Genomic DNA, 21725 nt, shown 5'->3' with positions numbered 1-21725 from the left:
GCCTTAAAGGAATTTTGTTGATTTTTGAAAAGGCAATGCTTACAATGGGAAAAATCATTCTTGAAAAAAATGCATACAGTTTTGACCAAATCCTAAAAGGAAATTGGGAGGAAGGGGATACTTATTTTAATGAAGCACTTCACTTTTGCCAAAGTTGGTTGCAGGGGCAGGATTCCTTTTTGCTCCAAACCTCAGGTTCGACAGGAATCCCAAAGACCATTACTGTAGACCGGATACAGATGGAGAATTCAGCAACAGCTACAAGAAAATTCTTCAGAATGGCAAAAAATCCCCGCCTGCTTTGCTGCCTCAATACCCAAATGATAGCCGGCAAAATGATGTTGGTGAGGGCAATGATGTGGGATGCGGACTTGATATTGACCAAGCCAAAAGAAAATCCTCTCGAAGAAGAATTGGTGGATGGCGAATTTGACTTAGTGGCAATGGTCCCGATGCAGGTAGCTTCATGCCTTTCCCAAAACCCCTCCCTCCAAAAACTGAGAAAAATCAAAACTCTTCTGATCGGCGGAGCACCTTCTCCTAAATCACTTCTTGAACTTGTTTCGAAGGAAAATATCTCTGCTTTCCAGACTTACGGAATGACCGAGACTGTTTCCCATATTGCTTTGGCCAAAATAGCAGGAACTGAGTTGGTTTATGAAACACTTCCCGGGGTAACCATTGGTATAGATCTGGACAAAAGGCTTTGGATAGAAGCGCCCATGTCAAAAGAAAAAAGGTTGCAAACAAATGACTTGGTAGATATCGTGGATGAGAAGCATTTCATGTGGATCGGGAGATCAGATTTCACCATCAATTCCGGAGGATTCAAAATCCAACCGGAAAACTTGGAGTCCCAAATTGCTCCTACTATTGAAGCCTATTATGGAAAGGTAGAGTTTTTTCTTTTCGGACTGGATGACGAGAAGTTGGGTCAAAAATTGGTCTTGGTCATCGAATCTAACCGGACAGATAATGAAAAGGCAGGAAAATTGCTGTATTCCATTTCCGACTTGGTCCACAAATACCAAATCCCAAAAGAAGTCATCTTCGTTAAGGAATTTGTTAAGACCCCTTCCGGCAAAATCAATAAATCAGAAACCATTAAATCCGCAAAATGAAACTGCTAATTCTTTTTTTGATCATGTTCCCATTTTTGCTCGTAAATCAAAATCCAACAACACTTTCCCTTCAGGTCACCCACGTCAAAAGCGACCAAGGATTAGTCAGGGTCTTGCTTTTCAAAGGTGAGTCAGGATTTCCTGATGATGAAGCTAAAGCCTTCAAAAGTGCCTCTGTCAAGATCAAAGACGGGAAGGCGGTGGTTGATTTTGGACCTGTTCCGGAAGGGACTTATGCACTTTCGGTATTTCATGACAGTCAGAATACAGGCAAATTGAGAACCAATGCATTTGGAATCCCAAGGGATGGATATGGTTTTTCAAATGACGCGATGGGCATGTTTGGACCACCTCATTTTGAAAAAGCTGCCTTTAAAGTAACCGCCGGTAAAAATAATGTCAGCATCAAGCTGAGATGAAATTACTTTTGCGTCAATAAACCCTTTCAAAATGATCCTGCTTGATTACCCTTATGTATCAGATTTCCTGCTACAGACGATTATTGAAAATAAATTCCCGGTCATCGCCACCAAAGAAGCAAAGCAAATTGGAGGCAACAAAGCCATCAATTGGGTGGCTGAGGAAGATGCGGCCCGCATTCTCAAGGATAATCCCCACACTCCTATCTACACCAATTCGGAGAACAGCATCAGTTGGATCCAACAAAATACCCAAGGAACGGATCTTCCCGAAATCATAGACCTTTTCAAAAACAAGTATAAGTTTAGAAACCTTATAAAATCGGCTTATCCTGATTACTTTTTCGAAGCTGTGGCAGCGGAAAATCTGAGAAGTATGGATGTTTCCGGATTCAAATTTCCGTTTATCATCAAGCCTGCAGTGGGTTTTTTCAGCATTGCGGTATACAAAGTGGATAGCCCCGAAGCGTGGACAGGCACAATTGCAAAAATTGAACATGACATTATCAGGACTCAATCTCTATATCCCAAGGAGGTCATAGACAATACCGAATTTATCATAGAACAATACATCAGGGGAGAAGAATATGCTTTTGATTGTTATTTTGATGGAGAAGGCAATCCTGTGGTTTTAAACATTCTGCACCATGTCTTCACTTCAGAAAATGACGTCAGCGATCGGGTTTATTCAAGTTCCCCCGAAATCATCCAAAAACTTCAAAGTCCTATTTTGGACTTTCTCGGAGTTATAGGGTCAAAAGTGAAACTCAGAAATTTCCCTTTGCATATTGAAATCAGGATTGACGACGAGGGAAAACTTTTTCCTATTGAAGTCAATCCAATGAGATTTGGAGGATGGTGCACTACCGGAGACCTTTCATGGTTTGCATATGAAATCAATTCCTATGAACATTTTTTTTACTCCAAAAAGCCGGATTGGGAAGCCATCTTCAAAACAAGAAAAGGAAAAAAATACAGTTTGATCCTTTTGGACAATACAACCGGCTTTGAGACTCAAGAAATCGCAGGATTTGATTATGATGTGCTACTGTCAGATTTTGAAAACCCGCTGCACCTGAGAAAAATCGACTTGGACAAGTTCGGCGTTTTTGGGTTTTTATTTAGCGAAACTTCTGAGGGAAATGAATCCGAGCTGACAGAAATTCTTCATTCAGATCTCAAAAAATATATCCAACTCAAACCGGAGGTCAAAAACAAAGAACTGTTGGCATAATCTTTCTGATAAATATTGACAAGAAATTATCATAGAAATATTAAAAATCAAGGAATAAATGTGCTATTGAACCAATTCATTTTTATTAAGGGTTATTTCCTTCATACCCAAAATCAAAAGAATCCCTTAATTTTGGAGTTAAGTAAATCCCTAAATTGAATCCAAAAGCAATGCATCTCAGAACAGAAGACTTGACAAGAATCGAAATTGAATATGATTCAGGCGTAATGCCCCCGCCATACAGTCATATATTCAAGTTAAAAATCGGTTTTGGAAAGAATTTTATGGATACCCAATTGGATTTGGTGTATACCGACCGTGAAGATATCACTGAGGATGAAATTCTTAATGAGGGTTTTTCAATAGATGATGATTTTCATTTTCAGGGAGAAATTCCAAAAGTGTGGGAAAAACCACTCAGGGACTTGTATGCAAAGTCCAAATGGTCCAATAAAAAACTGGACGAAGAGGGTGGCATCAAACTCCTAGTAAAAGATTCGCAGGGACAAATTGTTCGGACCGTACCTCTAAATCAGGAAGAATGGCAATTTCTTTCGCAAGATTACATTCAGGCTATTTATGAAATCACCCAAAAAGAAGCCCCACTTACCATTCATTACCTGATCCGGGAAAAAGACTTGTCATATGAAATCAGTTTGACAGTGAAATTTTCGATCAGAAAAATTGAGGCAACTGTGAATGGAAAAACCAAAGAAGCCGATTGGGACCAAACCAAAGAATTGCTTTCATTTATTTTTTTACCTGACTATGATTATGGAATCGCAACCGAGTCAAAGCCAACCCAAAAAGGTCATTTTATCGAGTGCGGAGATGGGTATTGGCATGATATGCAAAAAGGAGTCTTCAATATTGACGACTCCTTTGATGCAGTAAGTAAAATTAAACAAGGCTTTCTCAGACTGATTTGAAATCAGGATTGGCATTGATGTAAAAATCCCTCACAAAGGCCAAGAGTTGGTTATCGGTAAGCTTATCACTCGTCTGTACAGATAGCCATTTCCCATCAAAAGATTTGTTTTCGCGCAGGCGATTCCGCATTTGTTCTTTGGCTACACCAGGACCAAACAGAAGAATATCATCAAAAGAATGAAGTTTGGTTTCCATCATTTTGAAATATTCGTTAAGTTCTTTTTGAGAAATATTGTGTTTTTTATGTTCGTTGTTGGAGGAATGTTCATTGGAGGAAGAAAACCGAGTTTTGTCGCTTCCTTCCCCAACTTCCCGCTTCATACTTTCAAAAGGGGATTCTAACGTTTCGATCAAAACGGTGTTCCCATCATTGAATCCAACAAAATGTGCTTTAGAATGGTCTATCCACACACCTACTTGTTTGAATGAATTGCTGTTCATATTATTTGGGTTTTATTGATATAAATGTTCATTGCTTGGTTTTAAATTTATTTTAATTTCCGAAATTAAGTTACTGTTTTCGGGTCAATGTTCCTTTAAATTGAAGCGCTTAATTTTTGATTTTCATATGTTTTTTTGATTCTGCAAGTGCAATGTTTTCTATTCCTTTCAAAAGCGCATCAGGATTGAAAGAAATGCTGTCAATGCCTTCGTCCACCAAAAAACCGGCAAATTCCGGGTAATCACTTGGTGCCTGCCCACAAAGACCGATTTTGACTTTGGCTTTTTTTGCTGATTGGATTACCATAGATAACATGCTTTTGACGGCCTCATTGTTCTCGTCAAAAATGTCAGAGACTATTTCTGAATCCCGGTCAACGCCAAGTGTAAGTTGGGTAAGGTCGTTTGAACCTATAGAAAATCCATCAAATATCTTCGCAAACTCTTTGGCAAGGATGACATTACTTGGAATCTCTGCCATTACATAGACTTCCAAGCCATTCTTGCCTCTTTCCAATCCAAATTCTCTCATGGTCTCCAGGACCTTTTTTCCTTCCTCTATCGTCCTGCAAAACGGAACCATCAGCTTTACATTAGTGAAACCCATATCTTCCCTGATGACACGCATCGCCTCACATTCCAATCCAAAACCTGCTTTGTACCGCTCATTATAATACCTGGACGCACCGCGGAATCCGATCATGGGATTCTCTTCTTCCGGTTCAAAAACCTTTCCACCAATCAGCTGCGCATATTCATTTGATTTGAAATCACTCATTCTGACAATCACATCTTTGGGGTAAAAAGCAGCTGCCACCATCGCAACAGATTCGGATAATTTCTCAATAAAATATTTCTTTTTATCGGGATATTGTTGGGTGATGGCGGCAATGGATTTTTTGTCATTGGAATCATGAAGCTTATCAAAATCGGCCAAGGCCATGGGGTGAATCCTGACTTCATTGCTGATGATAAATTCCATTCTGAGCAATCCAACTCCCTCATTGGGATAAAACGAGAATCGAAAAGCCTTGGAAGGGTCGGCTAAAATAAACATCGGCTTGGTTTTAGTCGGCGGCACTTTCTGAAGGTCAATAATTTTTTCTGACCATTCCAACTTCCCATCATATACCATTCCCTCATCTCCTTCAATGCATGAAACGGTAATCATTTGTCCATCCTTGAGTTTTTGGGTTGCATCTCCCGTACCTACCACGGCATGGATTCCAAGTTCCCGGGCCACAATGGATGCATGGCTTGTCCGCCCTCCCTTGTTGGTCACGATACATATCGCCTTTCTAAGCATGGCATTCCAATCCGGATTGGTAATATCGGCCACGATGACGTCGCCATCTTTTACCTTACCCACATCCTTGACAGAATGGATGAGACAAACCGGTCCGCTTGCAATGGACCTTCCTACTGCTTTTCCCTTCGTGATCGGGTCAGTTTTGGAGAGCAACTTGTATTCTTTGGTGGTGATTTTTTGATCCTTACCATGGATGGTTTCGGGCCGGGCCTGCACAATAAACATCTCGCCTGTCAAACCGTCTTTTGCCCATTCGATATCCATTGGAAGCTTGTAATGTTTTTCAATTTGGAAACACCATTCGGCCAATGACTCTACTTCCTCATCGGAAAGAGAAAAAATGTTTTTCTCCATCGGGCTGGTTTTGACATTGACAATAGGCCTTTCTGTACCGACAGCATAGACCATCTTGTTTTCTTTTGCCCCTAATCTCCTGGAAAAAAGGGCTTTTTTACCTTTTTCTATAGAAGGTTTAAAAGCATAAAATTCATCGGGATTGACCGCGCCCTGAACAATGTTTTCACCTAATCCCCAAGCTGAGGTAATATAAATCACGTTTGCAAATCCTGACTCGGGGTCAATAGTGAAAGCGACGCCGGCGCTGCTGATATCCGATCTGACCATTCGCTGCACACCGGCCGATAAGGCCACCTGCATATGGTCAAATCCATTATCAATCCTGTATTTGATGGCTCGGTCATTGAAAAGTGATACATAGCAACCATGGATGGCCTCAAGGATTTTTTCTTCACCAGCCACATTCAAAAAACTGCTATGTTGCCCGGCAAAACTCGCCGTCGGTAAATCCTCTGCCGTAGCAGAACTACGGACAGCAAAAGAGAACCCTTGACCATTGTTCAATTCTTTAAAAGTAGAAAGAACATCTTGCTTCACTGCTTCCGGAATCTTTCCTGAAAGCATCAGTTTCCTACAGGCTTTTCCTATCTCGGGTAAATTATCCAAGGATTTGGTATCAAGTTTTTCCAATTCCTTGTTCAAGGAATCGATCAGGTTGTTGTCTTTTAAAAATAGCCTAAAGGCTTTTGCTGTCGTCGCGAAGCCATCCGGAATCCTGATACCAAGCGGACCCAATTCGTGGATCATCTCTCCCAATGAGGCATTTTTACCTCCTACTATTGCAATATCTTTGTTTCGGATATCTTTAAAAGGAATGGCGTACCTCATGGTCAGGTTGTTTAAGTTGGTGTATTGATGAGGATAATTTACTTTGTATATCCAAAAAATAATATGACAGAAATCACTTAGGCTTCTGACTTTCATTTTTATTCTAAATGCCTGTTCTTTGCAGACTCAAATCAAAGCTAAAATGACCGAATCCAACGGCACGCGCATCAATAAATACCTTAGTGAAGTGGGGTTTTGTTCTAGAAGGGAAGCAGACAAACTCATTGATGCGGGAAGGGTGACCATCAACGGAAAAGTTCCTGAAATGGGAACAAAGATCAATCCTGGAGACCAAATCAGGGTAGATGGGAAGCTGATTTCCGAGCCGGAGGAAGAACATGTTTACATTGCATTCAACAAACCAATAGGCATTGTCTGTACGACAGATATCAAAGCCGAAAAAAACAACATCATCGATTATATCAACCATCCAAAGCGGATTTTTCCGATAGGCAGATTGGACAAGGAAAGTGAAGGACTTATCCTGCTTACCAGCGACGGTGATATTGTTAACAAAATCCTCCGCGCCAAAAACAACCATGAAAAGGAATATGTGGTGACAGTGGACAAACCCATTACCAAAACTTTTATCCATAAAATGGGGAGTGGGATTCCCATCTTGGACACCATCACCAATAAATGTGAAGTTCGGCAGATCAATACTTACAAATTCAATATTGTTTTGACCCAAGGACTCAACAGGCAGATCAGGAGAATGTGCGATTACCTTGGATACAAAGTCACCAAACTCAAGCGCATCCGCATCATGAACATCATCCTCGATCAGCAAATCGGCAAATGGCGCGACCTGAGCAAAAAAGAAATGGCTGAAGTGAACAGATTAATTGCGGATTCTTCAAAAACATATGAAGACTAGTACTTGGTGTTTGAACCAATTGTATTGGCAGGATTGACCATATTTGATTCAAACAAAACCCCTATCTCAATCGGATAATTTCTGTCTTCAAATCCAGGATCATCTGAGAAATATCATCCAAGCTTACCGGTTTGGCTTTGTCTTTTGGATTGGGGAAGTCCGTACTGATAAATGCCTTAGCTTCCCATATTTCAACAACATCTTCTGCTTTGACTTCATAAGGCTTGTAATGTTCATTGTCCGAAACCAAAAATAATTTGCCATTTTCTTCGAGGTAATTGAACACCCTTTTGTAAACCACCCCTTCGGAAGAAGTGACAAGAACGTATGTCTTGCCGCTTTTAATATCTCTCAATTGCTCGATATAAGAACCGATAATCACCGTGCCGGCCACCAAGGGAAGCATGCTGTCTCCGCTGAGTTCAAAGGCCCGGTAAGTCGCACTTCTCGAGAGGGTCGGAATATGAAACTGCGGCAAAGATTCCATGTACTCAGGATCAGCAAAACCATTCAGATAACCCGCTGATGCCTTTTGTCCCACCATCGTGATGTTCTCGCGATCGCTTTCATCGGCAGCAATTGTCAAGATTTTGATTTCTTTGTTTTTCGATGCCTTTCTTCCAAACTGTTGGATATCGTGGTGGAGCAATTCATCTATACTCACCGCAAACAGTTTCGAAAAGATATCCAAGGCTGAAAGCTTTGGTTCGGATCTTCCGTCTTCATATGCTGAAATCATGGTGCGCTGCACACCAAGCTTTTCGGCGAGGTCAGTTTGGGTCAATCCCTTTTCTGTCCTGAGAAATCTAAGATTCTTGGCGAGTATCATATGAATTCTTTTAAGCTGAATACAAATAAAAATTGTTATCCTCTTTTTGTTGGTGCATTACCGAGAATGGGTTCAAACCCGAGGTTGCCATCCTTCTTCTCTCCAACCGCTCTTGGATTTCGGCGATGATCTCCCCTACCGGCTTGGGTTCGTTGACCAAAAGGTAACCGTATTGAGGCTTCCTCTCATCTTCGATAAAAAACTTCACCTGACAATTTCCCGAAGGAAGTTCTTTTTGAGTTACACTGATTTTGTCGATAGCTTCCATGTCCATAGCGTTTTAACAGGAGCTAATATAAAAATGTTATTTTAAATAACATATATATGTTTATAAAAATGACCTTTATTCGACATATACTGTCGGAGTAATTGGAAGATTGGGATTGGAAAAATTGTAGAAATGATGGTTAGGTTTTATTAGAGAATACTTTCCTTACCATTCGATAACCCAAATAAAGGATTACAATAAGAATCCCTAACCTAAAATACATTCCTAAATCAGGCCCTTCAATAAACTTGTCTTTTACTATTGAATCGAAACCATTTTCGCTTATTTCCAAAGTATCCAAATCCTCTTTTTGGAAAGTAGTATCATGAGCCTGAAGTTCTGGTTTAATGGAATCAATGGATTCAAAAGAGTATATTTTGACAGGACAAATAATTAAAATTAACGAAAAAATAATTGTTAAAAGAATGGTTGATTTGAGATAATCTGTGTTTTGTAACATAAAATGATTTAATCAACTAAAACAATCTAAATAAATTAAAATTCCTATTATTTCAAATTCCCATCACAAATTCTCTGAAATTGTCTCTATGGATGACTTTAGTCTCTGCCTGATAGGTTTCTATAAATGAGGCAGGAAAATTCACTTTTTGTTTGGGATTCCATTTAAATTCGAATCCAAGCACTTTTCCATCAAATGTTTCGACAAAATCTATTTCCTGTTGAAATTTGGTTCTCCAGAAAAATATATCCCTGTTCATTTTATGGTATTCCAACAATTTTACCCGTTCACTTATCAGAAAATTTTCCCATAGTGCACCGATATCATTTCTCAGTGAAACAGGTTGGAAATTATTTATCAAAGCATTTCTAACTCCGTTGTCATAGAAATATATCTTTTTATTTGTTTTTATTTCATTGTGTAGGTTCCTGCTGAAGGTTCCTAATCTGAAAATCACAAAAGCCTGCTCCAATAATTCTATATAACTGATAACAGTCTTGACATCAATTTTCAAAAGATTACTTAACTCATTGAATGAAACTTCATTTCCAACTTGGTAGGCCAAGGCTTGTAGCAATCTATGAATGGCATCAGGTTTCTTGATAAGCCCCAAGGAAAAAATGTCTTTATATAAATAGCTCTCTGAAAGTTCCAAAAGCAACTCCTTTTGGTCAGGCACGTTTGTGAGGATCTCTGGATACATACCAAATACCAATCTTTCCTCAATACTCTGCTCAGCCCTCACATAGCCTACTTGTTTTTCCCATTCTTCCCAACTGATCGGATATAAAAAAAATGTCCATTTTCTTCCGGTTAAAGGTTCTTGGGTTAATCCTGAAAGCTCAAAAGAAGAGGACCCGCTGACCAATAACTGTACATCCTTAAACCTGTCATGGATTATTTTAAGGGTAATTCCAATGTCTTTGATTCTTTGCGCCTCATCTATAAAAACCAAGGAATAATTTCCCAAAATACTCTTCAATTGTTCAGTGTTAGGAGAATTAAGAAGTTCCCGAACGGTCGGGTCATCCCCATCCAAAAACAAAAAGCTCTCGGATTTCAATAATTCATTGACCAAGGTGGTTTTTCCAACCTGTCTTGGACCAATGACAATTATGACTTTCCCTTTATGAAGCTTTTCTCCAATCCAATGTCTTTGTAACCTTTCAATATCCATTATTCCCGGGATTTTATATAGTGGCCAATCATGCTATTCCAAATATAGCTACTTTTATGGAATACGGTCCACAAAAGTAGCTACTTTTATGGATTACGATCCACAGAAGTAGCTACTTTCATGGATTACGGATCTTTTGAAACAAAAAAGCCTCTGCTTCCAGAGGCCATTTTTCAATTTTTCAATCTTTCAATTTTCCATTCCTACCGAAACCTCCCCTTCAAAAGCGCCAACTTTGCAGCCAAATCACCATCTACTTCCACTTCTTTCTTTTTCTTTTCTTCAGGTTTTTCTTTTGGGCTGAAAGTTCCCTTAGCAGCAATTGGATCCGATTTCATACTCAAGGCAATCCGCTTTCTGGAAATGTCTACCTCCATGACTGTGACCTGTACTTTTTGATTGACAGAGACTACCGTTGCAGGGTCAGTTACAAACTTATCCGCCAAATGACTCAAATGCACTAAACCATCCTGATGAACCCCGATATCTACAAAAGCGCCAAACTTGGTGATGTTGGTAATGATACCCGGAAGTTTCATACCTACTTTGAGGTCTTTCATTTCATTAACACCATCCTGAAAATTGAATACCTCAAAACTTTCCCTTGGATCTCTTCCCGGTTTGGAAAGTTCAGCCATGATATCCTGCAAGGTCGGCAAACCAACTGTCTCAGAAACGTAATTTTTCAAAATGATTTTTGACCTGAATTCCTCTGAGGTCATCAAATCAGCCACTTTGGCACCGATGTCTTTTGCCATTTTCTCGACCATCTCATAGCGCTCAGGGTGAACAGCTGAAGCATCCAATGGATTTTTGGCGTTTCGGATTCTTAGGAATCCTGCTGCCTGTTCAAATGCCTTTTCGCCCAACCTAGGAACTTTCCGGATTTCACTTCTGCTTTTAAAAGGACCGTTTTCCTCTCGGTAACTTACAATGTTCTGTGCCAAAACCGGACCTAGACCCGAGACATAAGTCAGCAATTGCTTGGAAGCAGTATTGACCTCCACTCCTACGCCATTGACACAACTCATTACAGTATCGTCCAAAGAATTCTTCAACGCTCCCTGATCTACATCATGTTGGTATTGGCCGACACCGATTGACTTTGGATCGATTTTCACCAGTTCTGCCAAAGGATCCATCAACCTGCGACCTATAGAAACTGCTCCGCGGATGGTAAGATCGTGGTCCGGAAATTCTTCCCTTGCCACATCGGAAGCGGAATAAATAGAAGCGCCGCTTTCATTGACCATGGTGACGATGACGTTTTTTGGCAAACCCAATGATTTGACAAAAGTTTCCGTCTCGCGGCTTGCGGTACCATTTCCGATGGCGATGGCTTCCACATGGTGTTTTTCTACCAAATGTCTGATGGTTGCGCCGGCTTCAGCAGTCCTCTTTTGTGGTTCATTGGGATATATAGCATCATAACTCAACAACTGTCCCTGCGGACCCAAACAGACGGTTTTACAGCCTGTTCTGAATCCGGGATCAAGTGCCAAAACGGATTTTTCTCCCAAAGGTGCTGCCAATAGCAATTGTCTTAAGTTGTCCGCAAAAACCTTGATAGCCTCCTCATCGGCTTTCTTTTTGGTAAAAAGCCTTACTTCTGTTTCCATCGACGGCTTCAATAATCTTTTGTAGCAATCCTTGATGGCAAATTTCACTTGCTCGACCGAGGAGTTTGCGGCATTTTGAAGAATCTCTTTTTCCATCAATGCTATGGCTGAGATTTCATCAGGACAGGTATCCAACATCAGGAAAAGCTCTTTTTCTCCCCTTCTCATTGCCAAAACCCTATGGGAAGGCGCAGATTTGACAGGCTCAGTCCAATCGAAATAATCCTTGTATTTGATTGCTTCCTCTTCTTTGCCGGGAATTACTTTGGAAACAAACTGTCCTTCCTTGATAAAAAGGTCACGCATCTTTTTCCTCAGCTCTACATTTTCATTTACCCATTCGGCAATGATATCTCTCGCTCCCTGAAGTGCTTCTTCTGTAGAATTTACTTCTTTTTCTGTATCAATATATAAGGCTGCTTCTGACTCAAGGTCAAATGGAATTTGCTCAAAAATCTTGGATGCCAATGGTTCCAATCCTTTTTCCCTGGCGATTGTGGCTTTCGTTCTTCTTTTTGGTTTGTAAGGCAGATACAAATCCTCCAAAAGCGACATGGTTTCTGCTGCAAGAATTTTTTTCTCCAGTTCGGGAGTGAGTTTTCCCTGCTCCTGTATTGATTTTAGGATTGCCTCCTTGCGTTTTTCCAAGTCCCTTAATTGTTGAATTCTATCGCGGATAGCAGCCACTTGAACCTCGTCGAGGCTTCCGGTAACTTCTTTTCTATACCTGGAAATAAAAGGAATTGTGGCTCCTTCATCCAATAATTCTATTGTGTCGGTGACTTGTTTGACTTTGATTCCGAGTTCCTCGGCAACTTGAACAAAATGATTTGAAAGCATTACTGTTTCGAAAATGAAGATAAGCCTGCAAAGTAGCAAGCTTTAAAAAATACTCCTATGAATGATTCATAAAATACGGCCTTCCTTCTTCTAAGTTTTTGATACTTTGGGAGAATGTTTTTTTTTCTTGGACAATAAAAAAACCTGCTTGTTACCAAGCAGGTTTTTCAGAGATGTACCTCATTTATTCTTTCTGTAATCTTAAAATAATACCTCCTGTAAATCCAAACTGAACTATCGGCGAAAATGTAGAAACACCTACTGCTGTCCCTCCTCCCGGGCTCCACCACAAACTACCCCCTGCAGCCAATACCGGCATCATTAAGTTTGCCTGCAACCTGATTCCAACCCTTTCTGAAGCGAAATATTTCATACCTCCTTGAAGTCCTATTGAAAACTTGGTGATGTTTCGGTATTCCCCGTCAGGGAATGCTAATGTACCTGTTCCCATTTTCATGCCCGCAAAAAATGTCATGGCATCTGAAGTCGGAAACAACCTGTTTGCTCCAATCATTGCATAGTGAACTTGAGTCCTTACATCAACCCTGTCATTTAACAAAGGTGAGGAGGCTGTTGCCCTAGTAGCCATGTAGTTATAGGAAACTTCGATTTCCATAAATTCATTAAGTGAAAATCCAAGATTACCTCCCCAATTTTGGCCATCACCTAACCTAGCAGTCCCTGAACTGATGCGGTAAGATGCAGGAAAAGTATAACCGGTAATTGGCGTGATCTCGACACCTTGTGCCCGGACCTCCATGATAGAGATTACTATTAGAAAGGATAAAATCAATAATTTTTTCATAGCAGAAGTCAGATTTTAATTGCTGTATAAACAAAGATTAGAATTTTTTTTCATTCCCAAATGCATAAAATATCAAATTTAGTTATACTGTCAATCTTTGGCAATTATCACATTACAGGAAGTGCTGATTTATGAAGGATCAATCTTATTTTTCCGTCATCTCCCTTTTTGAAAACAAAGGTCTTGTCAACAAAAATTTCATTTCCGTCTTTGTCTTTGAAGTAAACAGATCCCATAGCAATACCGATATTGCCCAAAATCATCACCTCTTCTGCACCTCTTTCATCATTGTCATACCTGACTTCAACCCAAGGCTTCAAAGCAAATCCATTGTCATTTGGGTATTCCGGATCACCTCCTACAAAGTAAGCCAAAGCTCCTTTTTTTGTTTTTCTGAATACTTGATCTCCTGTAGTCAAAGTAGGTTTGAAAAATACCCTTCCTTCGTCGTAATCATAAGCATCTGTCAAAACCTGTTCTGCAAAAGCCTTGTAATCTCCACCTGTAGAATGCAACCTGCCAATTTCTACCAATGCATCACACCAAGCCTGCTGCGCTGCGTTTATTTCTGCAACTGTCAAGGTGGGCTCAGCTACTTCATTAACTGTAACTTCCAATTTGGTTTCCGGCTGAGGGTTACAGGAGCTAAACACAGTCATTGCTCCTAAAGCTGTGGCAATCATCAATTTGTTTTTCATTTTTTTGATAGTTAAATCAATTGATAAACATTTAAAAATTCTTTGGTAAGGAAATAAGATTGGTTCGGTTGAAAAAATTGGAAAATCTATCTAAAAACATTTTTGGGGAAACAATATGATTTGATTGTTCCAAATTTGAAATTTTGATTTTCACGCCAATTGATCCCAAGAACAACTCTTATTGGCTATTTAAGAATTAGATAAAAATATATATTATTTTCAACTTAGCAACTATCAAATAAATATTAAAATACTGCTACTGGCTTACCCGGAAAATAGATCATCTACCTTTGTACCGCAAGTCACTAAGTATTTCAATTGTCATTGCATAAATTTGCAATGAATATTTAATTGAATTCTCAATTAGTAGTATCTCAAAAATTCACTTTGTTATGTTCAATAAGAAGATTTTATGGCTCGTTTTAGGGTTTTTATTGGTGGGAATCAGTTTTTTCTACTTTACCGAAAGAGGAAAATCGATCAAAAGGAGAGTCAGGTTGGAACTTGTGGGAATGAACTTAATCGGTCCAAAAAATGAACCGCAAAAGGATAAAGAAACTGAATTTGACTACTCAGGAACATTTTTGGACATGAATGGTAACAGAGTGAGTTTAGATCAGTTTAAAGGAAAAACTTTGTTCATCAATATATGGGCTTCTTGGTGTGGTCCATGCCGCATAGAAATGCCATATATTCATAGTCTTTATGATAAACTGAAAGACAACCAAGAAATTGCTTTTTTGATGGTAGCTACTGACAATGACTTTGGAAAAAGCAAAACTTTCATCCAAGACAAAGGGTACACTTTCCCTGTTTACCACGCCGATGAGGGTTTGAATTCCTCACTTTATACCAAAGCAATCCCTACGACTGTGGTGGTAAGCCCTGAGGGAAAAGTCATTTATTACCTCAACGGAACCAATAATTTTGATACCGACCATTTTAGAAATTTTCTTATTTCTTCGGCCCAATAATTGAATAATTAATACCTTCAACCAGATTTCAAACCGGATTAATTTACCTTGCTGGAAATCAACAATTCAAAAGACCCAAATTAAACAGGCCATTAAATAAAAAAGACCCATCATCCCTAAAAACTTTGTGTTCATAATCACAAACTTTCCTTTCTGTAGATTTTATTTTTGCAGAGTCGGATAAAAAGAAAAACCAAAAATGGATTGGAAAAAGGAATTGAAAAGTTGGGGATTGATACTTTCAGTGTTTGCATTCCTTTATTTTACAGGGTTGATTACACCGATAATGGGAGGACTGCAGTCGCTTCTTTTGGCCACAGGAATCAAAAAACCAAAAATCACTTTGGTCAATAAGGAAAACCAGACTTTTGACTATGCTGGAAGGTTTGTCGATATGGAAGGGAATCCCGTCATACTGGAAGATTACCGGGGAAAAACCGTTTTTATCAACCTGTGGGCCACTTGGTGTCCACCCTGTAGGGCAGAAATGCCACATATTGAAGACATGTATGCCAAAGTCAAAGACACCAAAAACCTAGAGTTTCTGATGATTGCTCTTGACAAAGAATTGGAAAAAAGCAAGTCATTCATTGATAACAAAGGTTTTACTTTCCCTGTCGTCCATGCGAGCTATGGCATCAATAATTCTCTTCAAAGCGAATCAATCCCTACCACTTTGGTGGTCAACCCAAAAGGAGAAATCATTTTTTATCAGGAAGGAATGAGCAATTTCGATACGGAAGAATTTAGAAATTTCCTTACCGGTCAAAATTAATCCTTTGGCTTGTAAACACTTAAAAAGTCAAAACCAAAAGCAAAAAACTAAACAATCAATTTATTCGTAAACGGGGTATTGTTCACTAAAACTTATCTTCTATGAAGAAATTGTCTATTTTATTCCTATTCCTTTGCGCATTCCTCACCCAAGTCTCTGCACAGGAATCCAAAGAAAAAACCGTTTTTGACTATTCAGAAACCAAACATGAATTTTCCTTAGATATTGCTCCGATTATCCAAGGGAATTACCCCAGTAGCCTTCTCTATAGAAATCATTATGTAAGTGAGAATGGCAAAAATGTGGCTTTAAGGTTGGGTGCTATCATTAATGCTGATTTCAGTTCAACAACTGGAACTGGAAGCCTAAATGATTTGAACAGAAACAATCAAGGGATCAATCTCTATGTTGGAAAAGAATGGCAAAAAACATTTCATCCAAGAATTATAGGCTATTACGGAATGGATTTTGGGGCTGGATTTGGACGGAATGAAATCAGGAATACATACCAAGGCAACAATACGATCAATAGCACTTCCTTCAATTTGAACTCGACAGGTTTTCTTGGTATGCGATATCATTTTTCAAAACACTTCTCATTATCAGCTGAGACCTCGGTTGCTTTGAATTTTAATACTGGAACAAACAGAATCGAAAGGCCCAACTTTCCTACCATCAACGAAAACTTCAATAGTGTAGGCTTGTCTATGTCCCCACTAAGGGCTATCCGATTTGCTTTCCACTTTTGATATTAATGCTTATCAATCTCGTTTTCTTAATTATCAAGAGACCTCCTGTGGATCAGGTTTGAATTCAGAATCCAATACCCAAATAACAGGAGGTCTTTGACTTTTTTGCCCTTAACTAATTCGAGATAGGCCAATACCTCACCTTTTCAAAAGTTTGAACCCTATATCTCTTCCCTGTCCCTGCATCATGGCGAGGTTGATCCAAAAAAATGCAAACTGCTCCATCAGTCCAAATTTATCATTGCCTCCGATATCGTAGCAAGCTGCAAATCCGGCGTCTTTTGCCAATTGAATAGCCATGGTTTTTCCTTTTATGCTGTCACCTGCTGTAAACAAATCCAAAGTCATGTCACCATAACGGGGATCGGTCATGTTGTTGAATCCTGTCGTATTGAAACTTTTTACCACATCTTTAGTCGCCGTATGTGCAAGGATGGCATCCGCAGTATTGGAAAACCCCTGTGGGCCTCTTCCCATCACCACATTCATTGTATCAATGATCACCTTTCCTTCTGTATCTCCGAGTGATTGTGCGACTTCCACCGCTGCTGTTGCCGGTACGGCAACCAAAATGACCTTAGCTGCTGAGACAGCTTCTTTGATGCTATGCAAGGAAGTATTTGGATTGGAAAGCAGTTCTTTCCCTTTAAAATTTGATGTATCCTTGACTCCCAAATAAATCCTGTGGCCTGATTTCGCCCATTTGGTAGCTAAAGTGCCGCCTACGTTTCCTGTTCCTATGATGGCTATATTCATGATGTTATGTTATTTTACTTCAATTAATTTAAACATAAATCCTCAATTTCTAGAAAAGGTATCCATTTTTAGGAACAAGCTTTTCAGGCAATTTTTTCTCCTCCAGCATTTCCAACAAATCCCTTTCAATGGTATTGCACAAAGCGCTCATGGGAATATCGGTAATCTGATTTTCAAATGGGTTTTCGTTGGCAGCACCTGTTTTTTCCATAATGATAAATACCCCTGAAATAATCACAGAAAGCGGGATCACTAACTAGGAAAGATTTGGAGTATTTGTGAAAAAACCCATTACTCCAAATGGCAATAAAGCTGAAAATACCAAAACAAACATCCTTGTGAAAAAATCATATTGCCGCGGAAGAGGGGTGTTTTTGATTCTTTCACAGCCTCCCTGATAGTTGGCCAATGCGAGTAATTGTCCTTCCATCTGAAAACTGTCAAATCCGCCCAAAATGCCATTTGCCATCCCTCCGTAGATTTTTCTCCCAATCTGCAATTGAAGGAAATTAGGCTTGTTCTGGACAGAAATCAATTGCTGGAAATCAGCCTCATCCATAAAGGTTTCCAATTGCTCCCAATCGTGTTGGTTGCGGAGATGAAGCCTCAGAGAATGTACCCATGCGATGGATAATTTGACCAATTCTTTTTTGAAGTCCTCGCTCCTTTGTTTTTCATAATTGGGCTGATGGGAATGGCTGTCTGTAAATGTGATGACCAATCTCGCCAAAACCCTGCTTGAGTTGACAATTCCACCCCAGATCGTGCGAGCTTCCCACCACCTCGCATAGGAAGAATTATTTCTGAAAGCTACAAAAATCGCCAATGCCGAACCCAATATTCCTACAGGAGCAAAGTTTAGGTTGAGAAATTTCCAATTGAAAATGTAAAAAAACATCCAAACTGCAAAAGACCAAACCAAAACAAAATACATCGGTGATTTGATGTATTGCCATATTTTGAAAGGGCTGAAATTCTTCTTTACTATCATTTTCTATAATTTTTTTATTTGGTAGCTTAATCCAAAGCTGAAAATTGAATCTCTTTGAAGGACTTTTTCAGCCACCACATTTTCAAATCCCAAAAGATAATTCACATTCAGATTAAAACCTTTCCATACAGGAAAGTCTAGACCGATATTGGCCTGATACCTGAAATTCTTTGTTCTCAGTAAATGTGGTTGCCAAAAAGCATCATAAAATACCGTCAGCTTTTTTTCAAAAATCCGGTGGATTCCCCTCAAATAAATCGATTGACGCCAAAGCCGGATATTATCCTTCCCGTCAAATTCCGGAAAATTGAAAACTTGGCTATCAAAAACAGTCGATTCATAAATGGTATTGGTCGACAACTTGACCGAATGCAATCCAGTCAGAATCATTTGCCAGGTAACACCTATTCCGGCAAAATACCTGTGGTCGATCCTTCTTCGAAAATTGGTGGAGACATAACCGATGGCATAGGGATAAAATCTGTTTTGGGGTTTGAAATAAAGATAGTTTCTGCTGAAAATATCCCGGTCGGCTTTTTTCTCAAAAAACTCCTGGTAAAGCAGGCTGTTTTGGGTTTTGAAAATGAAGTCAGGATTTATCCGAAAAAGAAAATCCATTCTCCCCCTGACCATTGCAATATTTACATTTCCTTTTTGTCTGTTGCCATTCAAAACAAGCCTTACCTGGTTTTTTGCAGAGTCGCTTTCATCCAATTGGGCTTTGGATATATTGACAAAACAACAAAACAGAATCAGAAACAAAAACCATGTCCTCATAATCATGGTTTACCATCAAGCATTCCCACAACCAATTCCGCTGCCGCAGCGCCGGAGTTTTGTTGCTGACCTGTCACCAAATTCCCGTCTTTTATAGCATAAGAGGAAAATGGAGAAGCTACTTTAAATGTTGTTCCCTGAATTTTCCTTGCTTCTTCTTCAATCCTATAGGGTTGGATCTTCATTCCTACCGCTTGATCTGCATATTCTTCCTCTGCATCAGCAAATCCAGTCCAAGTTTTGCCTTTGACCAAAAGCTTTCCATTGGATTTTTTTAAATCCAAAAGCATAGCTGTAGAATGACAAACTGCTGCAGAAGGTTTCCCAGATTCATAAAAAACAAGGAAGAGTTGCTCAAGTTCAGGATTGGCTCTAAAAGTATACATTGGGCCTTGACCGCCAACCAAAAAAATAGCTACATAGTCTTCAGGGTTGACTTCCGTTAGTTTTTTGGTTTCAGACAACATTTCATTAAACCAATCTTTTTGCAGGTAGCCCAATGAAATCACATCATGTGCTGAATAACCGCTCGGATCAGTTGGATTGGAGTATCCGTCCATTTCAAGCTGTCCTCCTTCTGTAGACACTAATCCTATCTCATATCCTGCTTCCTGAAAAACGTGGAGTGGATGGGTCAATTCTGCAGCCCAAAATCCAATCGGCCATCCAGTTTGTTTTGAAACAAAGGGACTGCTTGCTACCATAAGGATTTTACCTTTGGTTGGCATTCCATGACTGTGGACATAATGCTCTAATTCTTTTACCTGTGACATAAGATTATTATTTGTATGGGCTTTGATTTTAATGATTATATATCAAATTTGATTTTATATACTGTCCCAATCAATATACTTACCGATAAGAGCTATACTCACTTTTTGGAAAGTAATGGGAAATCTAAACTCTGAAGCCTATGCCAGATTTTATTTTCGATAAAAAACTATATTACAATCCTGTGGAGTTTGCCATGGACAGAATCGGAGGAACTTGGAAAATGCCGATTTTATGGAGACTGAAAGAAAAAACAATGCGGTATGGAGAACTCAAAAAAGACATACCGCACATTACCCACAAAATGCTGACGAGTCAGCTAAGGGAATTAGAGAAAGAAGGTTTTATCTTTAGAAAAGTCTACGCCGTAGTTCCACCAAAAGTAGAATATTCCATCACCGAAAGGGGGCTGAAAGCCATACCGGTTATTGAGGTAATTAGAAACTATGGTTTGGAATTGATGGAGGAAATGACAGTTCCAAATCAATAACAGGTACTTTTCAAAAGATATTGTAATTCAATTCATGTTTTCAATGATCAAGCTTTTCTTATACATCCTCAGCATTTTCATCCTTCTAGCCGGACTGATTCCTTTAATCAAAAAAGACAATTGGGCTTATAGGATTTTTGATTATCCCAGATTTCAAAAATTAGCCATCTGTGTGACTTTGATTATTATTTGGTCATTTCAGATCAGTGAATTCGGATTCAACAAGGAAACTATCCTGTTTTATTTATTGGTGGCAATGTCAATTCACCTTGTCTATGACATTTATCCCTTTACATTTTTTGGAAAAAAAATGGTAATGAAGACAAAAAAATTGTTTGAAAATAGACCAAAAATCTCGGTTTTAATAATGAATGTATATCAGTACAATACGGATTATCATAAAGTTATTGCCCTGGTTAAAAACGTTCGGCCTGATGTGGTCCTTTTGGTAGAAACTGACGATAAATGGAAAAATGGTTTGGCCGAATTGGACAAGGAATACCGGTATTCGATAAAGAAACCTCTTGAAAACACCTATGGCATGCTGTTTTTTTCAAAACTGAAGATCTTATCTTCAGAAACACATTATTTGATTGATGAAGAAATACCTTCTATGGAAATTGATGTTAAACTCTCAGATGGCAATCCTTTAAAGATTTACGCCATTCACCCTACTCCTCCTGTACCGGGTGAAAATCCCAAAAGTACAGAAAGGGATGCCGAAATACTTTTGGTAGGAAAGAAAGCCAAGGAATATGGGAGACCTGCTTTGGTCATGGGAGATTTGAATGACGTAGGTTGGTCTTATACTTCAGAACTTTTTCTGAAAACAAGTGGCCTGCTAGATCCAAGAAGAGGCAGGGGAATGTTCAGTACTTTTCATGCAAAATATTTCTTCTTGAGATGGCCTTTGGACCATATTTTCGTCAGCCGCCATTTCACGTTGGACAAGATCAAAGTCGAAAAATCCATAGGTTCAGATCATTTCCCAATCAGTGGGAAATTTTCACTTCAACCTGACAATGATAATGAGAAACTTCAATCTGATGCTGAATCGGAAAATGAGGCAGTTGAGAAAATCAAAAATGGCAAAGAGTCATGATTGCGACATATTCTATCAGAGAGAACTTTTCCAATAAAAACAAAGGCCTTATTATCTTCACTACAAAAAATATGAAGTCAAAAAAATCCCCTCAAATGAATCATCTGAGGGGATTTTGTTTTTAAAGG

At 39.2% G+C, this 21725-nt stretch carries 24 protein-coding genes; 10 read left to right on the top strand and 14 right to left on the bottom strand.

Annotation, left to right across the window (positions count from 1 at the left end):
- The first annotated feature begins 44 nt into the window (after positions 1–44).
- The 4 genes from NU887_RS02855 (at position 45) to NU887_RS02840 (ending at position 3703) form a co-directional block, all read left to right on the top strand.
- Complete coding sequence (locus NU887_RS02855; protein WP_258421844.1) at positions 45–1121, top strand: AMP-binding protein; 1077 nt, start codon at positions 45–47, stop codon at positions 1119–1121.
- Complete coding sequence (locus NU887_RS02850; RefSeq protein ID WP_258421843.1) at positions 1118–1540, top strand: DUF2141 domain-containing protein; 423 nt, start codon at positions 1118–1120, stop codon at positions 1538–1540. Before NU887_RS02855 ends, NU887_RS02850 begins: the two co-directional genes overlap by 4 nt.
- Positions 1541–1571: 31 nt before the next feature.
- Positions 1572–2774, top strand: coding sequence for an ATP-grasp domain-containing protein (locus NU887_RS02845; protein WP_258421842.1), 1203 nt, complete (start codon positions 1572–1574; stop codon positions 2772–2774).
- A gap of 170 nt (positions 2775–2944) precedes the next feature.
- Positions 2945–3703, top strand: a complete 759-nt coding sequence (locus NU887_RS02840; RefSeq protein WP_258421841.1) for a hypothetical protein — start codon at positions 2945–2947, stop codon at positions 3701–3703.
- Here NU887_RS02840 and NU887_RS02835 read toward each other — a convergent pair.
- Both NU887_RS02835 and ppsA read right to left on the bottom strand, forming a co-directional pair.
- Positions 3690–4145 carry a hypothetical protein gene (locus NU887_RS02835; protein WP_258421840.1) on the bottom strand — a complete coding sequence of 152 codons (456 nt, stop codon included), beginning with the start codon at positions 4143–4145 and terminating at the stop codon, positions 3690–3692. The two genes, NU887_RS02840 and NU887_RS02835, sit on opposite strands and share 14 nt — an antisense overlap.
- A 109-nt stretch (positions 4146–4254) precedes the next feature.
- The gene (gene ppsA / locus NU887_RS02830) at positions 4255–6639 is read right to left on the bottom strand and encodes a phosphoenolpyruvate synthase (RefSeq protein WP_258422044.1); all 2385 of its coding nucleotides are present in this window, start codon (positions 6637–6639) and stop codon (positions 4255–4257) included.
- 142 nt (positions 6640–6781) lie between these two features.
- On the opposite strand from ppsA, the gene rluF reads away from it, so the two are divergent.
- Positions 6782–7516 carry a 23S rRNA pseudouridine(2604) synthase RluF gene (gene rluF, locus NU887_RS02825; protein ID WP_258421839.1) on the top strand — a complete coding sequence of 245 codons (735 nt, stop codon included), beginning with the start codon at positions 6782–6784 and terminating at the stop codon, positions 7514–7516.
- Positions 7517–7577: 61 nt separating this feature from the next.
- Here rluF and NU887_RS02820 read toward each other — a convergent pair whose 3' ends face one another.
- From NU887_RS02820 to NU887_RS02790, 7 genes are all read right to left on the bottom strand, one after another.
- Positions 7578–8345, bottom strand: coding sequence for an XRE family transcriptional regulator (locus NU887_RS02820; RefSeq protein ID WP_258421838.1), 768 nt, complete (start codon positions 8343–8345; stop codon positions 7578–7580).
- Positions 8346–8355: 10 nt separating this feature from the next.
- On the bottom strand, positions 8356–8613 hold the full coding sequence (locus NU887_RS02815; RefSeq protein WP_113924905.1) for a hypothetical protein: 258 nt from the start codon (positions 8611–8613) through the stop codon (positions 8356–8358).
- A 139-nt stretch (positions 8614–8752) separates the two neighbouring features.
- Positions 8753–9073, bottom strand: a complete 321-nt coding sequence (locus NU887_RS02810; RefSeq protein WP_258421837.1) for a hypothetical protein — start codon at positions 9071–9073, stop codon at positions 8753–8755.
- Positions 9074–9125: 52 nt separating this feature from the next.
- Positions 9126–10250 carry an ATP-binding protein gene (locus NU887_RS02805; protein WP_258421836.1) on the bottom strand — a complete coding sequence of 375 codons (1125 nt, stop codon included), beginning with the start codon at positions 10248–10250 and terminating at the stop codon, positions 9126–9128.
- A gap of 203 nt (positions 10251–10453) precedes the next feature.
- The gene (locus NU887_RS02800; RefSeq protein WP_258421835.1) at positions 10454–12709 is read right to left on the bottom strand and encodes a Tex family protein; all 2256 of its coding nucleotides are present in this window, start codon (positions 12707–12709) and stop codon (positions 10454–10456) included.
- Positions 12710–12893: 184 nt separating this feature from the next.
- Complete coding sequence (locus NU887_RS02795) at positions 12894–13514, bottom strand: outer membrane beta-barrel protein (protein WP_258421834.1); 621 nt, start codon at positions 13512–13514, stop codon at positions 12894–12896.
- 107 nt (positions 13515–13621) lie between these two features.
- Positions 13622–14212, bottom strand: coding sequence for a hypothetical protein (locus tag NU887_RS02790; protein WP_258421833.1), 591 nt, complete (start codon positions 14210–14212; stop codon positions 13622–13624).
- Positions 14213–14604: 392 nt separating this feature from the next.
- Between NU887_RS02790 and NU887_RS02785 the strand changes: the two genes are divergently transcribed.
- The 3 genes from NU887_RS02785 to NU887_RS02775 all read left to right on the top strand — a co-directional run bounded on the left by NU887_RS02785 (position 14605) and on the right by NU887_RS02775 (position 16710).
- The gene (locus NU887_RS02785; RefSeq protein ID WP_258421832.1) at positions 14605–15186 is read left to right on the top strand and encodes a TlpA family protein disulfide reductase; all 582 of its coding nucleotides are present in this window, start codon (positions 14605–14607) and stop codon (positions 15184–15186) included.
- Between the two features lie 199 nt (positions 15187–15385).
- The gene (locus tag NU887_RS02780) at positions 15386–15961 is read left to right on the top strand and encodes a TlpA family protein disulfide reductase (RefSeq protein WP_258421831.1); all 576 of its coding nucleotides are present in this window, start codon (positions 15386–15388) and stop codon (positions 15959–15961) included.
- A gap of 101 nt (positions 15962–16062) precedes the next feature.
- Positions 16063–16710 carry a hypothetical protein gene (locus tag NU887_RS02775; RefSeq protein WP_258421830.1) on the top strand — a complete coding sequence of 216 codons (648 nt, stop codon included), beginning with the start codon at positions 16063–16065 and terminating at the stop codon, positions 16708–16710.
- Positions 16711–16848: 138 nt separating this feature from the next.
- Here NU887_RS02775 and NU887_RS02770 read toward each other — a convergent pair whose 3' ends face one another.
- Genes NU887_RS02770 through NU887_RS02750 form a run of 5 tightly spaced genes read right to left on the bottom strand, consistent with a single transcriptional unit; the run spans position 16849 to position 20007 of the window.
- The gene (locus tag NU887_RS02770) at positions 16849–17466 is read right to left on the bottom strand and encodes an NADPH-dependent F420 reductase (protein ID WP_258421829.1); all 618 of its coding nucleotides are present in this window, start codon (positions 17464–17466) and stop codon (positions 16849–16851) included.
- Between the two features lie 49 nt (positions 17467–17515).
- Complete coding sequence (locus NU887_RS21235) at positions 17516–17719, bottom strand: bestrophin family protein (RefSeq protein ID WP_258421828.1); 204 nt, start codon at positions 17717–17719, stop codon at positions 17516–17518.
- Positions 17720–17722: 3 nt separating this feature from the next.
- On the bottom strand, positions 17723–18457 hold the full coding sequence (locus tag NU887_RS02760; protein WP_258421827.1) for a bestrophin family protein: 735 nt from the start codon (positions 18455–18457) through the stop codon (positions 17723–17725).
- A 3-nt stretch (positions 18458–18460) separates the two neighbouring features.
- Positions 18461–19240 carry a DUF481 domain-containing protein gene (locus tag NU887_RS02755; protein WP_258421826.1) on the bottom strand — a complete coding sequence of 260 codons (780 nt, stop codon included), beginning with the start codon at positions 19238–19240 and terminating at the stop codon, positions 18461–18463.
- Positions 19237–20007, bottom strand: coding sequence for a type 1 glutamine amidotransferase domain-containing protein (locus NU887_RS02750; RefSeq protein WP_258421825.1), 771 nt, complete (start codon positions 20005–20007; stop codon positions 19237–19239). Before NU887_RS02750 ends, NU887_RS02755 begins: the two co-directional genes overlap by 4 nt.
- Positions 20008–20147: 140 nt before the next feature.
- Between NU887_RS02750 and NU887_RS02745 the strand changes: the two genes are divergently transcribed.
- Positions 20148–20495: a winged helix-turn-helix transcriptional regulator gene (locus NU887_RS02745; RefSeq protein ID WP_275982326.1), complete on the top strand. Its 348-nt coding sequence runs from the start codon at positions 20148–20150 to the stop codon at positions 20493–20495.
- A gap of 43 nt (positions 20496–20538) precedes the next feature.
- The gene (locus NU887_RS02740; RefSeq protein ID WP_258421824.1) at positions 20539–21597 is read left to right on the top strand and encodes an endonuclease/exonuclease/phosphatase family protein; all 1059 of its coding nucleotides are present in this window, start codon (positions 20539–20541) and stop codon (positions 21595–21597) included.
- Positions 21598–21725: the final 128 nt, after the last annotated feature.

This window comes from Aquiflexum gelatinilyticum (genome assembly GCF_024741135.1).
In the GTDB taxonomy this organism is placed as follows: domain Bacteria; phylum Bacteroidota; class Bacteroidia; order Cytophagales; family Cyclobacteriaceae; genus Cognataquiflexum; species Cognataquiflexum gelatinilyticum.
This window is presented reverse-complemented; position numbering and strand designations above follow the sequence as displayed.

What these genes read in the sequence shown, in the direction of transcription:
- NU887_RS02805 (WP_258421836.1), bottom strand. Translation starts at nt 10,250, where the DNA reads ATGGATATTGAAAGGTTACAAAGACATTGGATTGGAGAAAAGCTTCAT.
- NU887_RS02815 (WP_113924905.1), bottom strand. Translation starts at nt 8,613, where the DNA reads ATGGAAGCTATCGACAAAATCAGTGTAACTCAAAAAGAACTTCCTTCG.
- NU887_RS02770 (WP_258421829.1), bottom strand. Translation starts at nt 17,466, where the DNA reads ATGAATATAGCCATCATAGGAACAGGAAACGTAGGCGGCACTTTAGCT.
- NU887_RS02850 (WP_258421843.1), top strand. Translation starts at nt 1,118, where the DNA reads ATGAAACTGCTAATTCTTTTTTTGATCATGTTCCCATTTTTGCTCGTA.
- NU887_RS02795 (WP_258421834.1), bottom strand. Translation starts at nt 13,514, where the DNA reads ATGAAAAAATTATTGATTTTATCCTTTCTAATAGTAATCTCTATCATG.
- ppsA (WP_258422044.1), bottom strand. Translation starts at nt 6,639, where the DNA reads ATGAGGTACGCCATTCCTTTTAAAGATATCCGAAACAAAGATATTGCA.
- NU887_RS02780 (WP_258421831.1), top strand. Translation starts at nt 15,386, where the DNA reads ATGGATTGGAAAAAGGAATTGAAAAGTTGGGGATTGATACTTTCAGTG.
- NU887_RS02800 (WP_258421835.1), bottom strand. Translation starts at nt 12,709, where the DNA reads ATGCTTTCAAATCATTTTGTTCAAGTTGCCGAGGAACTCGGAATCAAA.
- NU887_RS02785 (WP_258421832.1), top strand. Translation starts at nt 14,605, where the DNA reads ATGTTCAATAAGAAGATTTTATGGCTCGTTTTAGGGTTTTTATTGGTG.
- NU887_RS02820 (WP_258421838.1), bottom strand. Translation starts at nt 8,345, where the DNA reads ATGATACTCGCCAAGAATCTTAGATTTCTCAGGACAGAAAAGGGATTG.
- NU887_RS02760 (WP_258421827.1), bottom strand. Translation starts at nt 18,457, where the DNA reads ATGATAGTAAAGAAGAATTTCAGCCCTTTCAAAATATGGCAATACATC.
- NU887_RS02810 (WP_258421837.1), bottom strand. Translation starts at nt 9,073, where the DNA reads ATGTTACAAAACACAGATTATCTCAAATCAACCATTCTTTTAACAATT.
- NU887_RS02755 (WP_258421826.1), bottom strand. Translation starts at nt 19,240, where the DNA reads ATGATTATGAGGACATGGTTTTTGTTTCTGATTCTGTTTTGTTGTTTT.
- NU887_RS02745 (WP_275982326.1), top strand. Translation starts at nt 20,148, where the DNA reads ATGCCAGATTTTATTTTCGATAAAAAACTATATTACAATCCTGTGGAG.
- NU887_RS02790 (WP_258421833.1), bottom strand. Translation starts at nt 14,212, where the DNA reads ATGAAAAACAAATTGATGATTGCCACAGCTTTAGGAGCAATGACTGTG.
- NU887_RS02750 (WP_258421825.1), bottom strand. Translation starts at nt 20,007, where the DNA reads ATGTCACAGGTAAAAGAATTAGAGCATTATGTCCACAGTCATGGAATG.
- NU887_RS02835 (WP_258421840.1), bottom strand. Translation starts at nt 4,145, where the DNA reads ATGAACAGCAATTCATTCAAACAAGTAGGTGTGTGGATAGACCATTCT.
- NU887_RS02845 (WP_258421842.1), top strand. Translation starts at nt 1,572, where the DNA reads ATGATCCTGCTTGATTACCCTTATGTATCAGATTTCCTGCTACAGACG.
- NU887_RS02775 (WP_258421830.1), top strand. Translation starts at nt 16,063, where the DNA reads ATGAAGAAATTGTCTATTTTATTCCTATTCCTTTGCGCATTCCTCACC.
- NU887_RS02840 (WP_258421841.1), top strand. Translation starts at nt 2,945, where the DNA reads ATGCATCTCAGAACAGAAGACTTGACAAGAATCGAAATTGAATATGAT.
- NU887_RS02740 (WP_258421824.1), top strand. Translation starts at nt 20,539, where the DNA reads ATGATCAAGCTTTTCTTATACATCCTCAGCATTTTCATCCTTCTAGCC.
- rluF (WP_258421839.1), top strand. Translation starts at nt 6,782, where the DNA reads ATGACCGAATCCAACGGCACGCGCATCAATAAATACCTTAGTGAAGTG.
- NU887_RS02855 (WP_258421844.1), top strand. Translation starts at nt 45, where the DNA reads ATGGGAAAAATCATTCTTGAAAAAAATGCATACAGTTTTGACCAAATC.